The following is a 15,544-nucleotide window of genomic DNA, read 5'->3' on the forward strand; positions in this document are numbered from 1 at the left end:
CCTAACCTGTCAGCTGTTGTGTGCGACTACTTTTCTGCATAGCTCAATAAACTCGTCGAGGCTCATATCGTTCTTTGCATCGTTTGTTCTCCAAGCGCAAATTTTGAAGTCTGCGGCACCTGTACCGTCACCTACATGATCAACGGATGGCAGAAGGGCAAATTTCTTTTTGTAGCGCCGGCCATGCTCTTGGGACTGTTCGTTGTCGTATTGACTCAGCAGAGACCAATCGAGGTTCTCGTTCGTATAGGCGTCTTTCCCGTCCGATTCACAAACCGCCCGATGGATTGCGAGTTTGTATTCTTGATTGGTCGCGTCAACGTTGCCTCGTGCACGATCACGTTTGACGTGAGCCATGGCTTTTCTATGCAGCCATCTTTCGTAAGTGGCTTGATTGACGAGAAGTGATAGCGCTTCATTTAGCTGGTATTTACGCATCCCTAAATCCACAGCCGGCTTTGCATGATTGCTTTGCCGATGTTTTGTCAGAACGGCACGCGCAGCGTCTTGCCGGTGTGCTTGGCGATGTCGATCTTGTACACGTCGCCGGTGTCCATGTCGGCGGGTTCCTTGGCCTCGGCCAGCGCCTTGACCACTTCCTCGGAGTTCATGGTCAGCACGGTGACGGGCTGGCCCTCAAAGGCCATGGGGAAGTCGTGCCAGGTGCCGCGATGGATCATGATGCCGTGGCCCGGCGGGATGCGGAAGGCCATCACTTCTTCCAGCTCCGGCACTTTGGCGCCGGATTCCAGGTTCGGCTTGCCCAGCACCATGGCGAAAGGGACACTGCCGAGACCGACGAAGAGCTGAGTCATGCGTACGTGGCGCTCCAGCCAGGTGATCTCGGGGCTGCGGCGGGAGATGCGAGCGGTGCGCACCACGGCGTGTTCGTTGTAGACGAAATCGAGATTTTCGCCTTCCTCGACGCTGCCCTTGTAGAAGGGGATGCTCAGACCGGGCTTGTGCACCTGATCGCCGATCATCAGGCCGTAGGGCGCGGTGTTTTCGGGCGTAGCGTCGACCAGCGGGACATCGACGTAGTCTTTTTCCAGGGTGGCGGCTTGCATGGTCATTCCTCACGTGTTGGCGATGCCGGCGAGCGATTCCTCGATTAGCCGGGCAGCGGTTTGCAGACGGTAGGTTCCGGTGGAACGGATGTCGTCGATGGGCGCGATGTCGCGGGAGATCTGCTTGCGCAGCGCGGCCGGATCGACGGCGGACGGACTTTGGCCGAGCAGCCAGCTGGCGAGCTGCGGCAGGACGGTGGGGGTGGGGGCAACGCTGGCCATGCCGAAGCGTACGACGGCGATGTTGCCCGCGGCGTCGAGTTCGTACAGCGCGGCAAGGCTGAGTTTGGCGATGGCCTGAGCCTGGCGCGTGCCGACCTTGCGGTAGTACTGGCGGGCTTTCTCGTCCGGCGCGGGCAGGTACACGGCGGTAACCAGTTCGTCGGCGCCGAGCACGGTCCGGCGGTAGCCGGTATAGAACTCGGCGACGGGCAGGCGGCGCGTACCGCGGGCGCTGGCGAGTTCGAGTTCGGCGCCATAGGCGAGCAATGCGGGCGGGTTGTCGGCGGCGGGGGAGGCGTTGACGAGGTTGCCGCCCAGGGTGGCGCGGTTCTGGATCGGCGTGGCGCCGGTCAGCGCCGCCGAGGCGGTGAGCATGGGCCAGCGCGCTTGAACGCCGGAATGCCCGGCGACGGCGCGCAGCGGCGTGGCGGCGCCGATGCGCAGCGTGTCCGCGCCGGCATCGATGCCCTGTAACTCGGGAATGGCGCTCAGGTCTAGCCAGGCGTCGGGTGCAGCTGCGTTGCCGAGCTGGCGCTCGACCATCAGGTCGGTGCCGCCGGCGATGACGCAGGGGCGCGATGTCGCTTCGGCGAGCAGCGCGAGGGCTGCGGCAAGAGAGGTCGGTTTCTGCCACATCTCAGCCCATCTCCTCGGCGGCTTCGGCGACGGCGGCATAGATGCGCGTGTAGCCGGTGCAGCGGCACAGGTTGCCGTCCAGGCCCGCGCGGATCTGCTCCAGGCTGGGCCGAGGATGCTCGGCGAGCAGGGCGGTGGCGGCCAGCAGCATGCCCGGCGTGCAGATGCCGCACTGCGTGCCGCCCGCCCGGCCGAAGGCGCGGGCGAGCGGCGAGTCGGCCGGCAGGCCCTCGATGCTGGTGACTTCGGCGCCTTCGAGCTGGCCGAGCGGGATCAGGCAGCTGTTGACCAGCTGCCCGTCCAGCAGCACGGCGCAGGCGCCGCATTCGCCTTCGCCGCAGCCCTCCTTGGCGCCGGTCAGGCGCAGCTCCTCGCGCAGGTAGTCGAGCAGCCGGGTTTCGGGCGCGGCTTCGCTGACGCGCGGTTCACCGTTGACCGTGAGCCGGATCGTCACGGCCCTACTGTCCCATCGCTTCGGCGGCGGTGAGCGGGTAGTGCGTCGCCGGCACGGAATCCGCCGCAATGGTTTTGGCGATGGTCTTGGGATGTGCGAGTGCGTAGCTTACGAAGGCTTCGCCGACGCGGTAGGCATTTTCGAAGGCGATGTGGCCGCCCGGATAGTTGTGCGAGAGCAGCATGGCCGCAGCGGTCTGGCCGGCCGGAGGCTGGTCGAAGTCACTGATGGTGCGCAGGCTCAGGTAGTGCGAGAGCAGGCCGCGGCGGGCCAGTGCGCCGGCATCGCCGGTGTCTTCCATGGCGGTGGTGGCGTAGTGGGCTTCGCCGTGGGTGTAGTGGCTGACGATGCGCTGGGCGATGCGAGAGAGTTTTACGCCGGACCAGAAGTCGTCGCCGGTGATGGTGGCGCCGATGGCGACGTTGGGGGTGCGGTTGGCCTGGGTCGGGTAGAGTTTGCGGTCGTTACGCGCGTTCTCGTCGTCGGTCAGCTTGGTGTCTTTGGTTACGCCGTAGGCGAGCTTGACCAGCGCCGGGTTGAGATGGAAGGCGTGCGTGCCGAGCGGCGGCTGATCGTCGCCCAGCGGCAGGAACAGCGGTTCGGCCGCGCCGTGCGACAGCGCCGTCAGATGATGACCAAGATCCCAGGACACGACCCAGTCGGCCCAGTAGGCGCCGCCGAGCGTATCGTCGCCCCAGGGCGGGCCGCCGGCGATGCCGGCGCGCAGGAACACGGCGTGCGCAAGCTCGAGTTTGGGACTGGCGAGAATGGCGGCGACGCTGGCCGTGGAATTGACCTGGGCCTCGCCGGTTTCCGTGACGCAGACGCCGGATTTTTCGCACCATACGGGCGAGTACGCACCGGCCACCATGATCTGGGTGGGATGCTCCATGTGCTTGAGCCAGGGTGCCAGTTCGGGCGGGAAGGCGGTCAGTACCATGACCTTGACCGGGATGGCGGCGAAGACGGCGGCCGGGGCGGCAAGCAGCAGAAAGAGCGCAGTGCGCAGCAGGTGTTTCATGCAACGTCCTTTTCTTGTGTGGTGAGTTGTTCGAGCAGACGCTCGGGGAACATCGGCAGTCGGTCGACGTCGACGCCCAAGGCATGGCGCACGGCGTTGGCGATGGCCGGGGCGGGGCCGTCCATGGGCAGTTCGCCCAGACCCTTGGCGCCTTGCGGACCCGGCGCGTCGGCGGCGGTCTCCTGGAAGTAGACGCGGATCGGCGGCAGGTCGGCGCTGGTCGGGACGATGTAGTTGGTGAGGCGGTCGTTGCTCATGAGCCCGTCGGCGCCCCACACGACGTCTTCGTACAGCGCGTATCCGATGCCCTGCGCGACGCCACCCTCGATCTGCCCCTTTGCGATGACGGGGTGGATGGCGCGGCCGATCTCCTGTACCGCGACGAAATCGGTCACCCGCGTCTCCAGCGTGGCGAGATCGATTTCGACCTCGGCGACGTAGGCGGCCCAGGCATAGGCGGCATAGGCCGGTCCGCTGAAGCTCTTGTCGTCCCAGGCCTCGCCGGGTGGCGCCTTGTACTGGGCGATTTCGACCAGCGGGCCGTAGTCTTCGTGATGACGGCGGCAGGCGGCCGCGAAATCCTCCGGCGTGTAGTTCGGTGACAGCGCGGCGTCGCGCTGCAGACGGTCGATGAGCTGTGCGGCGGCGTCCTGCACGATGCGCCCGACCACCATGCAGGTGCGCGAGGCGACGGTGGGGCCGGAATTGGGCACTTGGGTGGTGTCGGTCGGGGCTACGTTGACGCGGTCGAGCGGCAGTTTCAGCGCTGCCGCGGCGATCTGCGCGAAGGTGGTGGTCATGCCCTGGCCGATCTCGGTGGTCGAGGCGAGCACTTCGATGCGTCCGTCGGAGGACGCGCGCAGGCCGGCGCGCGAACGCAGATTGAGTTCGCCGTTGCCGGTGAAGCCGGAACCGTGGGCGAAGGTGGCGATGCCGATGCCGCGGCGGGTGCCGTGCCCGGCCCGGTTCCAGGCGTCGTGCGCCGCGCGGCGGGCGCCGTAGCCGCTTTCTGCCAGCGCCTGTTCCAGCACGGCGTGCATGGCGGCGTCTTCGCCCACGGGATTGCCGGTGGGGAACGAATCGCCGCTCTGCAGCAGGTTGCGCCGGCGCAGTTCTGCCGGGTCCATGCCCAGGGCGTCGGCGAGGCGGTCCATGGCCGCTTCCATGGCGAAGATGCTCTGCGGCGCGCCGAAGCCGCGGAAGGCGCCGAATGGCGGGTGATTGGTGGCGACCGCGCGGCCGAGCACGCTGATGTTGTCGCAGCGATAGGGGCCGGGTGCGTGGATCACGCCGCGCGACAGGACCACGGGGCTGAGCGTCGTGTAGGCGCCGCCGTCGAGTGCGAAATCGATGTCGATCAGCGTCAGGCGACCCTCGGCATCGGCTCCGAGGCGGATATTGGTGCGCGACGGATGGCGCTTGGGCGTGGCACGCATGTCCTCGCCGCGCTCGTAGATCAGTTTGACGGGTCGTCCGCCGGCCTTGAGTGCGAGCAACGCCGCGTGGCAGGCGATCATCGAGGGATAGTCCTCCTTGCCGCCAAAGCCGCCGCCCGTGGTGGTCTGCACGACCTGGATGCGTTCGGAGGGCAGTCCGGTGGCGAGGACCAGAGCGTCGAGCACGTAGTACGGACATTGCATGGAGCCGGCCACGCGCAGGCGTCCGTCAGGCAACTGCTGCGCGAGCATGCCCTGCGGCTCTATGTAGAGATGTTCCTGAGCGGGGGTATGGAAAGTGCCCTCGACGACGACGGATGCAGCGGCAGTGCCGGTGGCCAGGTCGCCCTTGTGCAGGCGGTATTCGGTGAAGACATTGCCGGGCACGATCTGGGTGTCGGCGGACAGTGCCTCATCGATGTCGAACAACGGGGACGCATCGGCATCCTCGTCGAGTTCGATGGCGGCGAGGCCCTCGGCCAGCCGTTTCGGGTCGGCGTGGGCGAGCAGTGCGACGGGCTCGGCCGCGTGTCGGAAGGCGTCGGCGACCAGCAGCGGTTGGTCGCGCTCGATCATCTTTACCGCATTCTCCCCAGGGATGTCGCCGGCGGTAATCAGCACGAAGCCGGTCCATTCGAAGTCCGCGCGCTGGCGCAGGGCCCTCAGACGACCGCCGGGAAGGCGTGTGCGCACGGTCGCGGCATGCAGCAGCGCGGTGCAATGGACGTCGTCGACGTAGCGTGCGACGCCGCCAGTCTTGTCGGCGGCGTCGACCCGTACCGGAACGGTTTCGTCTCCTAGGTGCTTCATTGCGTGGCATCCCTGCGTTGGTACACCTCGAAAAGCTGCTCCGTGAACCGGCTTCCGTGTGTATTGCCTTTGACGGAAAGCGATGCGTGGCGGCTATTGGGTGTCGTTGCTTGTTTCGCCGCGCCGGTCCGGCCGTGGTTCCCACGGCAGCCGGTAACGGCGCACGCCATGCGTGCTCAAAAGCAGATTGCATGCCAGGGATACGGCGGTGGTGGTGGATGCGACAAGTGGCCTGAAAATACAGGGTCCACGGCGCACCGCTATGGTGCGAAACAAGAGGCGACTGCGCGTGTTCAGTGCGTATGCAGGGGATGGGGAAAGTCATTCCACGTTGGTGGCGCGCGTATGGCTTACGGACGGCCCAGTGGCGCGGGAATCAGTGCCAGTTCAGGTTGACGTCGTGGCTGGCAAGCTGTTTCACGGTGCTGGCGACGCAGCGGTCGACGAAGGCGGTGCGCTGCGGGTTGGAGTGAGCTAGCTTGCGCCAGTGTGCACCATTGTCCAGCCCCGCCATTTCGTAGAGGCTTGGGGTGGGGAAGTAAAACGCCCCGACGAACTGGCGGAAGATGCGGTTGAGCAGCGGAGGATAAAGCCGCATGAGCATGCTCCAGCCCCTGTGCATGCTGCCCTTGAAGGTCTCGCGCGCGTGTGCGATGTGGCGCGCCTCGTCGATGGCGTGCGCGGTGATGATGTCGTAGATGGCGGGGGATATTTCGCTGCGGTGCTTGCGAATGAAACGATTCATCTGATCCGGGACTTGTTCGCCGATCAGCACGGCGACCCAGAAGGCGGCCGAGCCGTATGGTGCGAAGCGTCCGACCCAGGTCGCCAGTTTCGGGCGCTCGAAGGCCTCGGGGCCTATCGGCAGGCCGCTGCGACGGATCAGGTCGAGGAACATCAGGCTGTGGCCGGCTTCCTCACGCAGTTCGTGCAGCCGGTAGGTGGTGGCGGCAGGATCGCCCAGAGAGTCGGCCAGGGCACGGCTGATGCGCTCCATGAAGATGCCTTCGAGCCACAGCGCCTTTTCGATGAAATTGACGAACTCGAACTGCGACAGGCGGATGCGCTGCACTTCCGGCAACGCATCGAATTCGGCGACACCGTGCAGGCTCACCGCTTCTTGTGGTAGCCACCACCCGTTCAGGTCCAGCGAGGCCCAGTCGATGCGGGCGAGGGGGTCAGCATACGGCACGCTGCTACGGTTGAGTTGTTCAATAAGCGCGGTCGCGTCTTGTCCCATGGTCCCCGCCCTGTGTCTTGTCTATCAGCAAGCGCTGATGCTATCGCATTCGCCCGCTGTGTAACAGAGTTGCAGGCTTTACGCCCGTAGCCGCCTCGGGTAAGATTCACCTCCTTCACGGGGCGTAGCGCAGCCTGGTAGCGCACCTGAATGGGGTTCAGGTGGTCGGAGGTTCAAATCCTCTCGCCCCGACCAAACAAATCAAGGGGTTAGGTGTTTATCGCCTAACCCCTTTTTGTTTATTAACATCTCACGTAACCCACCACGTAACCATCCGACAGAGGCTTGCCATAGAAGCCGGCGCATCTTGGTGCCCCTCAGTTAAGGGGCGGATCAAGGGCGCTCTTTGTCTAACGGGGACAGATACCTCCGCTGCATGACATGATTCGGGTTTTCTAGCAGTTACCCATAGGACGGTCCGATGGCAGCGGAACAGTCACCTATGCGTGCTGGCGGGCGCGCCACAGAGGCTGGTATGGCCTTTCAGGCTGCGGTAGCAACTTGGTTCGCAGCCCACATCCTTGCGCGGATCCCGGTAGGTGGACGATTCGGAATCAACAATCAGGCGCTTCCAATCGCCATCCGTCTCGAGACCGGTGGTGCCCTTGACGACATTGAGGTGTCGCAGTCGGATGGTGGCGCGCTCTATCTTCAGTGCAAGACAACTGCAAACCTCGGTACCGGTCCGCAGTCGCCGCTCACCAAGACCATTAGACAGCTGGCGCACTGGGTTGCTGATGCAAAGGCAGAGAATGGCCTTCCGGACCTGGCCCGCAATGCTGGGCTGTTGGCGGTGCAGGCCAATGCCCCCAGAACGCTCGATAATCTAGAGACCGGATGTCGGGCGTTTGATCTGGGCGGCAGTTGGGAAGAAACACGTACGCAACGCAATGCTGCGGAACGTGACGCCCTCATCGCGTTCGAGACGATCGCAACTCCAGCATGGACCACACATCGTGGTATCGCACCAGATCATGCCGATCTCGTGGACCTAGCCCGCATATTTCATATTGCACGCTTCACTATGGATGAAGGCGGCAGTGATTGGCGCGAAGCTTCACAGCTGCTTGGTCATCGTCTTTTCGGAGACGCCGCGGCCGGCGACGCAGTGCTTCGTGATCTTAAGGGCATCATGCGCGAACTTATCGGTAGCGGCGCACCAGCTGATCGTGCTGGGCTTCTGGGTGCGCTCCGTCAACTGGGGCATCAAGATGTCAGCGCCCCAGGATTCGAAGCCGATATCGCGAGGCTGCGGGAGGTGACAAGGAGAGAGCTTGCGAGGCTTGCGGTTCACGGCAGATTGCCGCTCGGCATGGGTATGCCGATCACGCGCGAGAGCGATACGCCGCTGATTACGGCCATTCGGGCAGGTTCTCTACTCGTCGTCGGAGAACCGGGCGCAGGTAAGACTGGAGCGCTCGTCCATGCTGCCGAGGCAATCGAAGCCACGGGCGACACGGTAGTGTTCCTCTCAGTCGATCGCTTTCCAGGAGTGGCGACTGCCGCCGATCTCGAATCTGAACTAAGGCTTACCCATCCGGTGATCGAAACTCTCGCAGCCATGCCTGGCACTGGCAGCAAGATACTCATAATCGATGCGCTCGATGCCGCGCGAGGAGGTCCTTCCGAAGCGGTATTCGCAACGCTGATCGAGAGCGTGCGTGAACAACTCGCAAATGATTGGATCGTTATCGCGTCAATCCGCACCTTCGATCTCAAGAACGGTCGACGCTTTCGCCGGATCTTTGGAGGCACGCCAGCCGATGGCGAATATGCCGCAGCCGGATTGACCACGGTACGTCATTTCCTCATTCCGCGCTTGAGCGAAAGCGATCTCGCCGCAGTGGGAGAAGCATCCACTGAATTGGACGCGTTGCTGGGTGCAGCGTCATCGCAATTAACCCAGCTGCTACGCAATATTTTCAATTTATCGCTGGCAGCTCAGTTACTCAGCGACGAAATAGACCCAACGGCGTTCGCCACAATCCGCACCCAAGCGGGGCTGATCGATGCATATGAAGGTGCCAGACTAGACACGACACAGCTGCAGCAGGCCGCTGGCGCCACGGTTGCCTTGATGGTAAGCCAGCGTCGCTTGTCGGTGCGAAAAATCGCGATCGAGCATGCGGAGCTCGATGAAGTCATCCGTAGCGGCGTGCTGGCAGAATCTGGGGACTTGGTGAGTTTTGCGCATCATGTCCTATTCGATCATGTCGGCGGTCGTTTCCACCTTGCATGGGACGATCCAAATGCTTTGCTTGACCAGCTCTCCGGCGATACTTCTACCGCCCTTCTACTCGCGCCGGCGCTTCGCTTCGGGATTGAGCGGCTTTGGCGTATTGACGGCGAGGGCCGACCGCTTACGTGGAAGCTGATCACCAGTATTTTTTCGGAGACGAGCATAGATCCAGTGCTTGGGAATATCGCTCTGCGAGTCGTAGTCGAGAATATCGAAGACGAGAGAGACGTCGTAGGGCTGACGGCATACATCGCAGAGTCAGCTATTCGACCAGGGATCACAGCACTACTCGGACGCCTCGCAAGATTTGCAGCGATGGATATCGAAGGAGGGCGCACGGTAGACCAGGCCAAAGCGATCACTTGGGCTCGGCTCGCCGAAACGCTGGTGGTTACCGACGAGCGATCGTTGATTGATCCAGGGTTCATCCTGCTCCAAACACTGTTCAATCATGGCGATCTTGCCGCAGTACTTCTTGATGTGTTCGGGCGGGCAGCGCGAGCGCTGCTGGAGTTTGCATGGTCGACCCAGCCTCCGCTGACCTCAGTTTGCGAACGCGCTATTCGATTCGTCGGTAAAAGCTTCGCCTCGGATCCAGCCGCATCGCGATCTTTGCTTGATCGTATCCTGCGCGAACCTCATTTCTCACAATATGCCGATCGCGAGGCGGGATGGCTCGCCGAGCAGATTCTGCCGATCACACGCGCTGACCCTGAATTCACCGTCGAAATCTATGCCGCTCTCTACGGTCAGATGATCACCGATAGTGCCACCACTACATGGATTGGAGGAGGCCCGCCAAGTCGGATCCTGCCACTTTCGTCTAATCGAAGGCAGGATTATGAGCATTGCTGGTGGCAACTTGGTAGCGCCATCGGGGAAGTTCTCACAATCTCACCAAGTTATGGCACTCGTGCGCTGATTGATTCGCTGATTGGCAAAGCTCGTACCCAGGGCTACGGCAGCGATCGCGAACCCGACGTCATCAAGGCGGGCAATACAACGATCGAGCTCCGCGGGTATGAGATCGAATTTAACGCATGGGAGGAGGAGAACGGCGGACGGGACCGGCAGGATGATTTGCTGCGCCATTATGTTCACTTCCTACGCAGCAGCGATGCTCAGATTTTTGTGACTAGTATGAACGCAGCGTCGTGCGAATATGCGACTGCTTCCGTCTGGACGCGGATTTTTGGTGTTGGCAGCGAGCGTATCGATGAGGTTGGCGATCTTCTCTGGCCACTGATTGAGGAGCCAGATTTTCTGGAACATTACGGTACCTCGCGCGATGCTATTCGTTTTGTCGAGGCTGCCTGGCCGTCACGGTCAAGCGAAGCACGCATACGATTCGAGACGATGGCGCTCGACGAGACGCGCTTCACTGACGAAGACGAACTACATCGATGGCATCGTATCCTCGGCCGTATCCTTGCACTGGTGCCGGAGTACATGCTTGAGCTAGAGGAAATGCGAGCGCTACGTCGTAGGTTTGATGTCGAAGGCCTCTTAATCGGGAACCATCCAAGCCATAGCTATACCCACACTTGGGACGATGACCACGATTTTGTGCGTGAGGATCTGCGTCGTGCAGGGGTCAATCTGGATGCCGGCCCCGACCGGAATGTGTTTGACGCGTCTGAGGCGCTTTCCTCCTTTATCAAGAACACAACTTCCAGCAGTCCGATGTCTGAACTCGCGGCGCTATGGAATGAAGCCACTACGCTTCTCAATCTGATCGATCAAAACCCTGGCCTACACGACAAGGTTGACGAGCCCGCCTGGGGTCGTGTGGCTAATGCGGTCGAGCGAATCGTATCAAGCGAGAACTATATTCCGGGCATGGATGGCCTGCCGAACCTTGGGGCAATGTTCGCGGTCCTAGAGCGTTTGTCGTCGAGCCGTTATCCAGAATTGAGCGATGCCGATGAGGGTTGGCACATTGGCTGGGGAAGTTGGGCGGTGCGTGTCTATGCCGCTCAAGCCTGGGTGTCGCTCGCGTCACGCTTTGCTGAGGAGTATCCGACAATCGTCGATCATATCGAGGCGATTCTGGAGGATCCGGTACCAGCGGTCCGACTTCAGGCAGCACAGAATCTGCAAGTTATCTGTATCGCGGCGCCTGAGCGCATGTGGGAAATGGGTAAGGTGATCGCCTCCCAGGAGGCTAATACCCAGATTCTGGCCTCCTATATAAGGAACTCGATGTGGCGCTTCAGCCATTCCGAACCCATGCGATGTGAGGAAGTGCTAGCCATCGTCAAGGGACGTCTAGATGGACACCTTATCGAGGACCATGATGGACGCGACTATCTGCAAGAGTCGCTCGGTAGCTGGACGGCACAGCTATTTTCCGGGCAGGGGCGGCCACTCATGCGCTCCTGGCTCGATGAATGGGCCACCGATCCAGAGCGCTATGGTACTTTGCTGAATTCCTATGCACTTTCGCTGCGAGATGCGTTCTTTTATCGCTATGCGCAGCATCCCGAAGCTGAAGCGTGCGCAATGTGTAATCGCGCACAGGAAGGTTTGACGCTGATTCTTACGCGGGCGATTGCACTCTCTGCTGAGGCACATGCCATTCTGACTTCCGGCGATCCCGTAGAGGCCGAAAAGGAGGCGGAAAGCAAGCGATACGGCGCAGCCGAAAAGGTAATTCACATCGCGATGAACCAACTCTATTTCGGATCAGGTGCCTATAAAAATGATAATGAAGCCAGTCCAGGCTTATCCGACACCGCTGCTATGGCGCGCTTCCTTTCAGACTACGCCGATATCCTCGCACTGCTTGCGAACTCGCATGAGCCGGCTACGCATCACCATCTGATCGAACTCTATGAATTTCTAATCCCAGGTGCCCCGATAGCTGTGTTCGAGGCTATTTATGCTGTCATCTTCGGGAGCGGCCGAGACGAAGGCTATCATTATGAAAGCCTTGGCAATGATGCGGTCGTGCGCATAGTGCAATGCTATCTTGCTGACTATCGCGCAGTGTTCGAAGATGTAGGTCTGCGAGCTAAACTGGTTGAGATGCTTCAGCTCTTTTCCGATGTCGGATGGACTTCTGCGCTCAAGCTTCTCTATGAGCTTCCGGAAATCTTACGTTGAAGCCCATGCTGATGTGATGAACGACATACGATATTCATTTGGATTCACATCACTATTGCTTGGTTGGCTCGCTGTCGGCATGTTGATTGCCCCCAAAGAGGGATTTGCGCTGTTCGTTTTACTCGGACTGCCGTTGTTCATCATCGTTGGGCTGTTTTGTGCGCTCGTGATCCTGTGTTGCCTCTCTTGGTGGGTTCACCTCCGTGATAGCTAAAATTGGTAATCAGGCCTTGCTGCGCCCTTGCTTGCGCGCCTGCGCGCTGAACAGGCGGCGCAGATCCGCGCCGACATCGGCCGGTGCGCTCAGCGGGCCGACCTGGCCACCGCCGGGAATCTGCAGGTAATAGGTGTCGCCGCTGCCACCGGCGGCGATGGCGCCGCTGCCGCGGAAGGACGGCAAATTGGAAACCGCTGCGCCGACCAGGCCGCCGCTGGCGAACTTCGGCAGCTTAAGTTGGTTAATCGCTTCCATGAAGCCAACGCCGTAATGCCGCACGGCACGGGCCGACTGCATATATTCGCCAGCCGAGCCATACATCAGCACGCTGTCGCTGGTCCCCGTGCCGGGACCGACGATCTCGCCACCGCCCGCCTTGGCCGGCAGCGCGGCCAGGATCTTCGTCGCTTCCGTGGTATCGCTGCTGCTGCTTTGCTTGTCGAGCTGCACCGGAATCTTGATCGGGCTCTTGGCCAGCATGGCCTCGATTTCCGCCCGCAGTTGCTCCGCGCTTTGCTTGGCCTTGGCTTCGTCGAAACCGATCGTCAGGCTTTTGAGGAATTCCGCGGAGCCGACCAGCTGCTCGATATTCTTTTTCAGATTGCCAACCTGCGCCTGCGCCGAGGTCTCCTCGGCCTTGGCGGCATCGTCGGCGATCTTGCGCGCCTGATCGAGATAGGGCTGCAGCGAATAAGCGCTTTCCTTGCCGGATCGAAACAAGGCCTCGATCACTTGCCGGGCCTGCTGCGCCTGGCTGATCGCGGTTTTCAGATCGCCTTCCTGCAACGATCCGCGCGCGGTCTGCAGCGTATCGAGCAAATCCACGAAGTTCTGCTGATCGATCGGCTTGGGTACGCCGTTGGTCAGCAGATTCTGCGTCGAGGCGAAATCGGATTCGATCGCCTTGCGCGCTGCCTGAACGGTCTCGAGCTGCTTTTGCGCATCCCGATAGGCGGAGATCTGGCTGGCCAGCTGCGACTTGATCGCGGCGGTTTCCTGCTTCTTGATCGTTTCGATTCTGGCCGCGAAATCGGCCTCGTCCGTCTGGCGCTTTTGCAGGATGCCGTCCAGCTGCTGCAGGTATTGCTGATGCACGCGCAGCTCGCGCTGGGCGTCCAAGGCGGCCTGCGACGAAGTGCCCGTGGCGCCGCCCGTGTTGACGTCCAACCGCGCCTGCAGATCGCGCTGCGCGCGCCAATAGCGCTCGGCGGCGGCCAGGCGCTGCCGGTACGAAGCGATCTCGTCGGCCGTCATGCTATTCAACGCGTCGGCGCTGACAAGTTGTATGTTCTTGTATTCGCCGCTGACGGCAATGAGAGCTCGCTGGCTCTCGATGAAATTGGAATTTTCCCGGGAAACGCTTTCCTGTACTTTCTTCAGTTCGCTCATTGCCGCAGCTAAGCGGCTGATTTGCGCGATCACGACACCCCACATGCCGAAGCGGATGGCGCTCAGCAGGCTCAGGTTCCGCGCCAGGCCGCCGGCGGCCGCAGCGGCGGCCGGCGCTTCCTTGTTGACTTGCTGCAGCGGATTCAGCAGGCCTACCAGGGCCAGCTTGCCGACGCCAGCGGCTTTACTGATCGAATTGATGGCGAGAGCTACAGGCACGATCGAGGTGGCCAAGGCTGCCGAGGCGGCAATCGTCGAGCGCAACGGAGCCGGCAAATCATTGAAGGCGTTGAGCAGGCTCGCCACGCTTTCCAGCAACGGCGTAAAGGCTGTAACCGTATCGCCCAGGGTGAGCTGCACATTCTGCAGCGCGGCCTTGAAGCGCGCGACGCGCTGCGCCGGAGCATCCATCATCTTAGCCACGGCCGCATCCGTGGCGCCCGCCTTCTCGCCCATGGCCCGCAGCGTCTCGCCGAACTTCTGCGCGCCAGGGCCGGTCAGCGCAAGCACGGCATTCAAGCCCTCGACGGAGCCGAACAACTGCCCCATCTGCTCGACATTGCCGCCGGTCGCGCGCCTGACATCAGCGAGGAATCCGGCCAGCCCCCTGGCCTTGAGCGCTTCGGCATCGAATTCCAGGCCGAGCTGCTGCGCCAATTTCGCCGCCTGTGTCTGCGGCTTGATGATGTTGGATATGGCCGAGCGCAAGCCGGTGATGGCGACCGGCGTTTTCAGACCACTGGCGGTCAGCGCAGCGACGGCCGATAGCATCTCGTCAAGGCTGACGCCCGCCGTCGAAGCCAGCGGCGCGAGTTGGCCGATGCTGGCAGAAAGTTCCGGCACTGTCGTCTTGCCCTGCCTGACCGCGGTAAAGAACGCATCGGATACCGCCACTGCATCCTTAGCTGACAGGTTGTAGGCGTTGAGTACGCTGGTCAGCCCGTCGGCCGCAGTCGAAACGTCCGTCACGCCGCCGATGGCTAGCTGATTGGCGACGTCGAGCTCCGTCATGGCGTCGGCGCTGTCGGTGGCGCCCGCGGAGATGATGTCGTAGAGCGCTTTGGCATTGACGTTTACGTCGCTGCCGTATTCGCGCGTCAGCGCCCGAACCCGCTGCGTCAGCTGCGCCATGCCGCTGGTATCGTCGAGCAGCGTCGAGACTTCGGCCATCGACCGGCCGAATTTCAGGGATTCGTCGCCGGCGCGGCCGAGGCCGTAGGCGATGCCGGCCAGAACGGCCGTGGATGCGATCAGCTCGCCGTGCATACGGTTTAGCGAGCCGGACCAATCGTTGGTCTCGCGCCTCAGCGCACGAATGCGCTCGCGCATTACCACTGAGGCCTGCGACAATTCGCGGCTGGTCAGCTTGCCGCTGACGCGTAGCGTGTCATACGCCTGGCGGATCTGTTTGATGTCGCGCACGACGCTGGCCTGATCGCGCAGACCAAGCATATCGCGCGCCGAAGCGACGCTGCGGTTGGTGTTGTACGTCTTGAGCAGCTTGAGGGTTTCGGCGTCCAGGTCGCGGATCGCGACCTTGCCTTGATCGACAGCCTTGACCAGTTGTCGAAACATGCCGACGTCAAACTGGCTTTGACCGATCGAACGCAATCCCTTGGCAAACGCACTTTCGAACGACTGCAGGTTGGAACGTGCCTGTTTGGTATCAAAATTCAGTTTAAAACTGAAATTCAAATCACTCATGATC

9 protein-coding genes and 1 tRNA gene are annotated in these 15,544 nt (G+C 61.8%); 2 read left to right on the plus strand and 8 right to left on the minus strand.

The window, feature by feature from the left end; genetic code table 11:
- Window positions 1-9: 9 nt before the first annotated feature.
- The 7 genes from P8014_RS09140 to P8014_RS09170 form a co-directional block, all read right to left on the minus strand.
- Window positions 10-438: a hypothetical protein gene (locus P8014_RS09140; protein ID WP_337817006.1), complete on the minus strand. Its 429-nt coding sequence runs from the start codon at window positions 436-438 to the stop codon at window positions 10-12.
- A 47-nt stretch (window positions 439-485) separates the two neighbouring features.
- Window positions 486-1,067 (minus strand): ureidoglycolate lyase, encoded by a 582-nt coding sequence (locus P8014_RS09145; protein WP_337817007.1) that lies wholly within the window; start codon window positions 1,065-1,067, stop codon window positions 486-488.
- 9 nt (window positions 1,068-1,076) lie between these two features.
- Window positions 1,077-1,925: an FAD binding domain-containing protein gene (locus tag P8014_RS09150; RefSeq protein ID WP_337817008.1), complete on the minus strand. Its 849-nt coding sequence runs from the start codon at window positions 1,923-1,925 to the stop codon at window positions 1,077-1,079.
- Window position 1,926: 1 nt separating this feature from the next.
- Window positions 1,927-2,379 (minus strand): (2Fe-2S)-binding protein, encoded by a 453-nt coding sequence (locus P8014_RS09155; RefSeq protein ID WP_337817009.1) that lies wholly within the window; start codon window positions 2,377-2,379, stop codon window positions 1,927-1,929.
- Window positions 2,380-2,383: 4 nt separating this feature from the next.
- Window positions 2,384-3,400 (minus strand): hypothetical protein, encoded by a 1,017-nt coding sequence (locus tag P8014_RS09160; protein ID WP_337817010.1) that lies wholly within the window; start codon window positions 3,398-3,400, stop codon window positions 2,384-2,386.
- The gene (locus tag P8014_RS09165; RefSeq protein WP_337817011.1) at window positions 3,397-5,646 is read right to left on the minus strand and encodes a xanthine dehydrogenase family protein molybdopterin-binding subunit; all 2,250 of its coding nucleotides are present in this window, start codon (window positions 5,644-5,646) and stop codon (window positions 3,397-3,399) included. Before P8014_RS09165 ends, P8014_RS09160 begins: the two co-directional genes overlap by 4 nt.
- A 376-nt stretch (window positions 5,647-6,022) precedes the next feature.
- Window positions 6,023-6,886, minus strand: coding sequence for a diiron oxygenase (locus P8014_RS09170; protein ID WP_337817012.1), 864 nt, complete (start codon window positions 6,884-6,886; stop codon window positions 6,023-6,025).
- 118 nt (window positions 6,887-7,004) lie between these two features.
- On the opposite strand from P8014_RS09170, the gene P8014_RS09175 reads away from it, so the two are divergent.
- Together P8014_RS09175 and P8014_RS09180 are read left to right on the plus strand one after the other, a co-directional pair.
- Window positions 7,005-7,081 (plus strand) — tRNA-Pro (locus P8014_RS09175).
- Between the two features lie 226 nt (window positions 7,082-7,307).
- Window positions 7,308-12,230, plus strand: a complete 4,923-nt coding sequence (locus tag P8014_RS09180; RefSeq protein WP_337817013.1) for an ATP-binding protein — start codon at window positions 7,308-7,310, stop codon at window positions 12,228-12,230.
- Between the two features lie 223 nt (window positions 12,231-12,453).
- On the opposite strand, the gene P8014_RS09185 is transcribed toward P8014_RS09180, so the two are convergent.
- On the minus strand, window positions 12,454-15,540 hold the full coding sequence (locus tag P8014_RS09185) for a phage tail tape measure protein (RefSeq protein WP_337817014.1): 3,087 nt from the start codon (window positions 15,538-15,540) through the stop codon (window positions 12,454-12,456).
- Window positions 15,541-15,544 lie beyond the last annotated feature (4 nt).

Source organism: Acidihalobacter sp. (genome assembly GCF_037381185.1).
Taxonomy (GTDB): Bacteria; Pseudomonadota; Gammaproteobacteria; order DSM-5130; family Acidihalobacteraceae; genus Acidihalobacter_A.

Coding starts and splice junctions, on each gene's coding strand:
- P8014_RS09140 (WP_337817006.1), bottom strand. CDS start 438: ATGCGTAAATACCAGCTAAATGAAGCGCTATCACTTCTCGTCAATCAA.
- P8014_RS09165 (WP_337817011.1), bottom strand. CDS start 5,646: ATGAAGCACCTAGGAGACGAAACCGTTCCGGTACGGGTCGACGCCGCC.
- P8014_RS09170 (WP_337817012.1), bottom strand. CDS start 6,886: ATGGGACAAGACGCGACCGCGCTTATTGAACAACTCAACCGTAGCAGC.
- P8014_RS09160 (WP_337817010.1), bottom strand. CDS start 3,400: ATGAAACACCTGCTGCGCACTGCGCTCTTTCTGCTGCTTGCCGCCCCG.
- P8014_RS09180 (WP_337817013.1), top strand. CDS start 7,308: ATGGCAGCGGAACAGTCACCTATGCGTGCTGGCGGGCGCGCCACAGAG.
- P8014_RS09150 (WP_337817008.1), bottom strand. CDS start 1,925: ATGTGGCAGAAACCGACCTCTCTTGCCGCAGCCCTCGCGCTGCTCGCC.
- P8014_RS09145 (WP_337817007.1), bottom strand. CDS start 1,067: ATGCAAGCCGCCACCCTGGAAAAAGACTACGTCGATGTCCCGCTGGTC.
- P8014_RS09185 (WP_337817014.1), bottom strand. CDS start 15,540: ATGAGTGATTTGAATTTCAGTTTTAAACTGAATTTTGATACCAAACAG.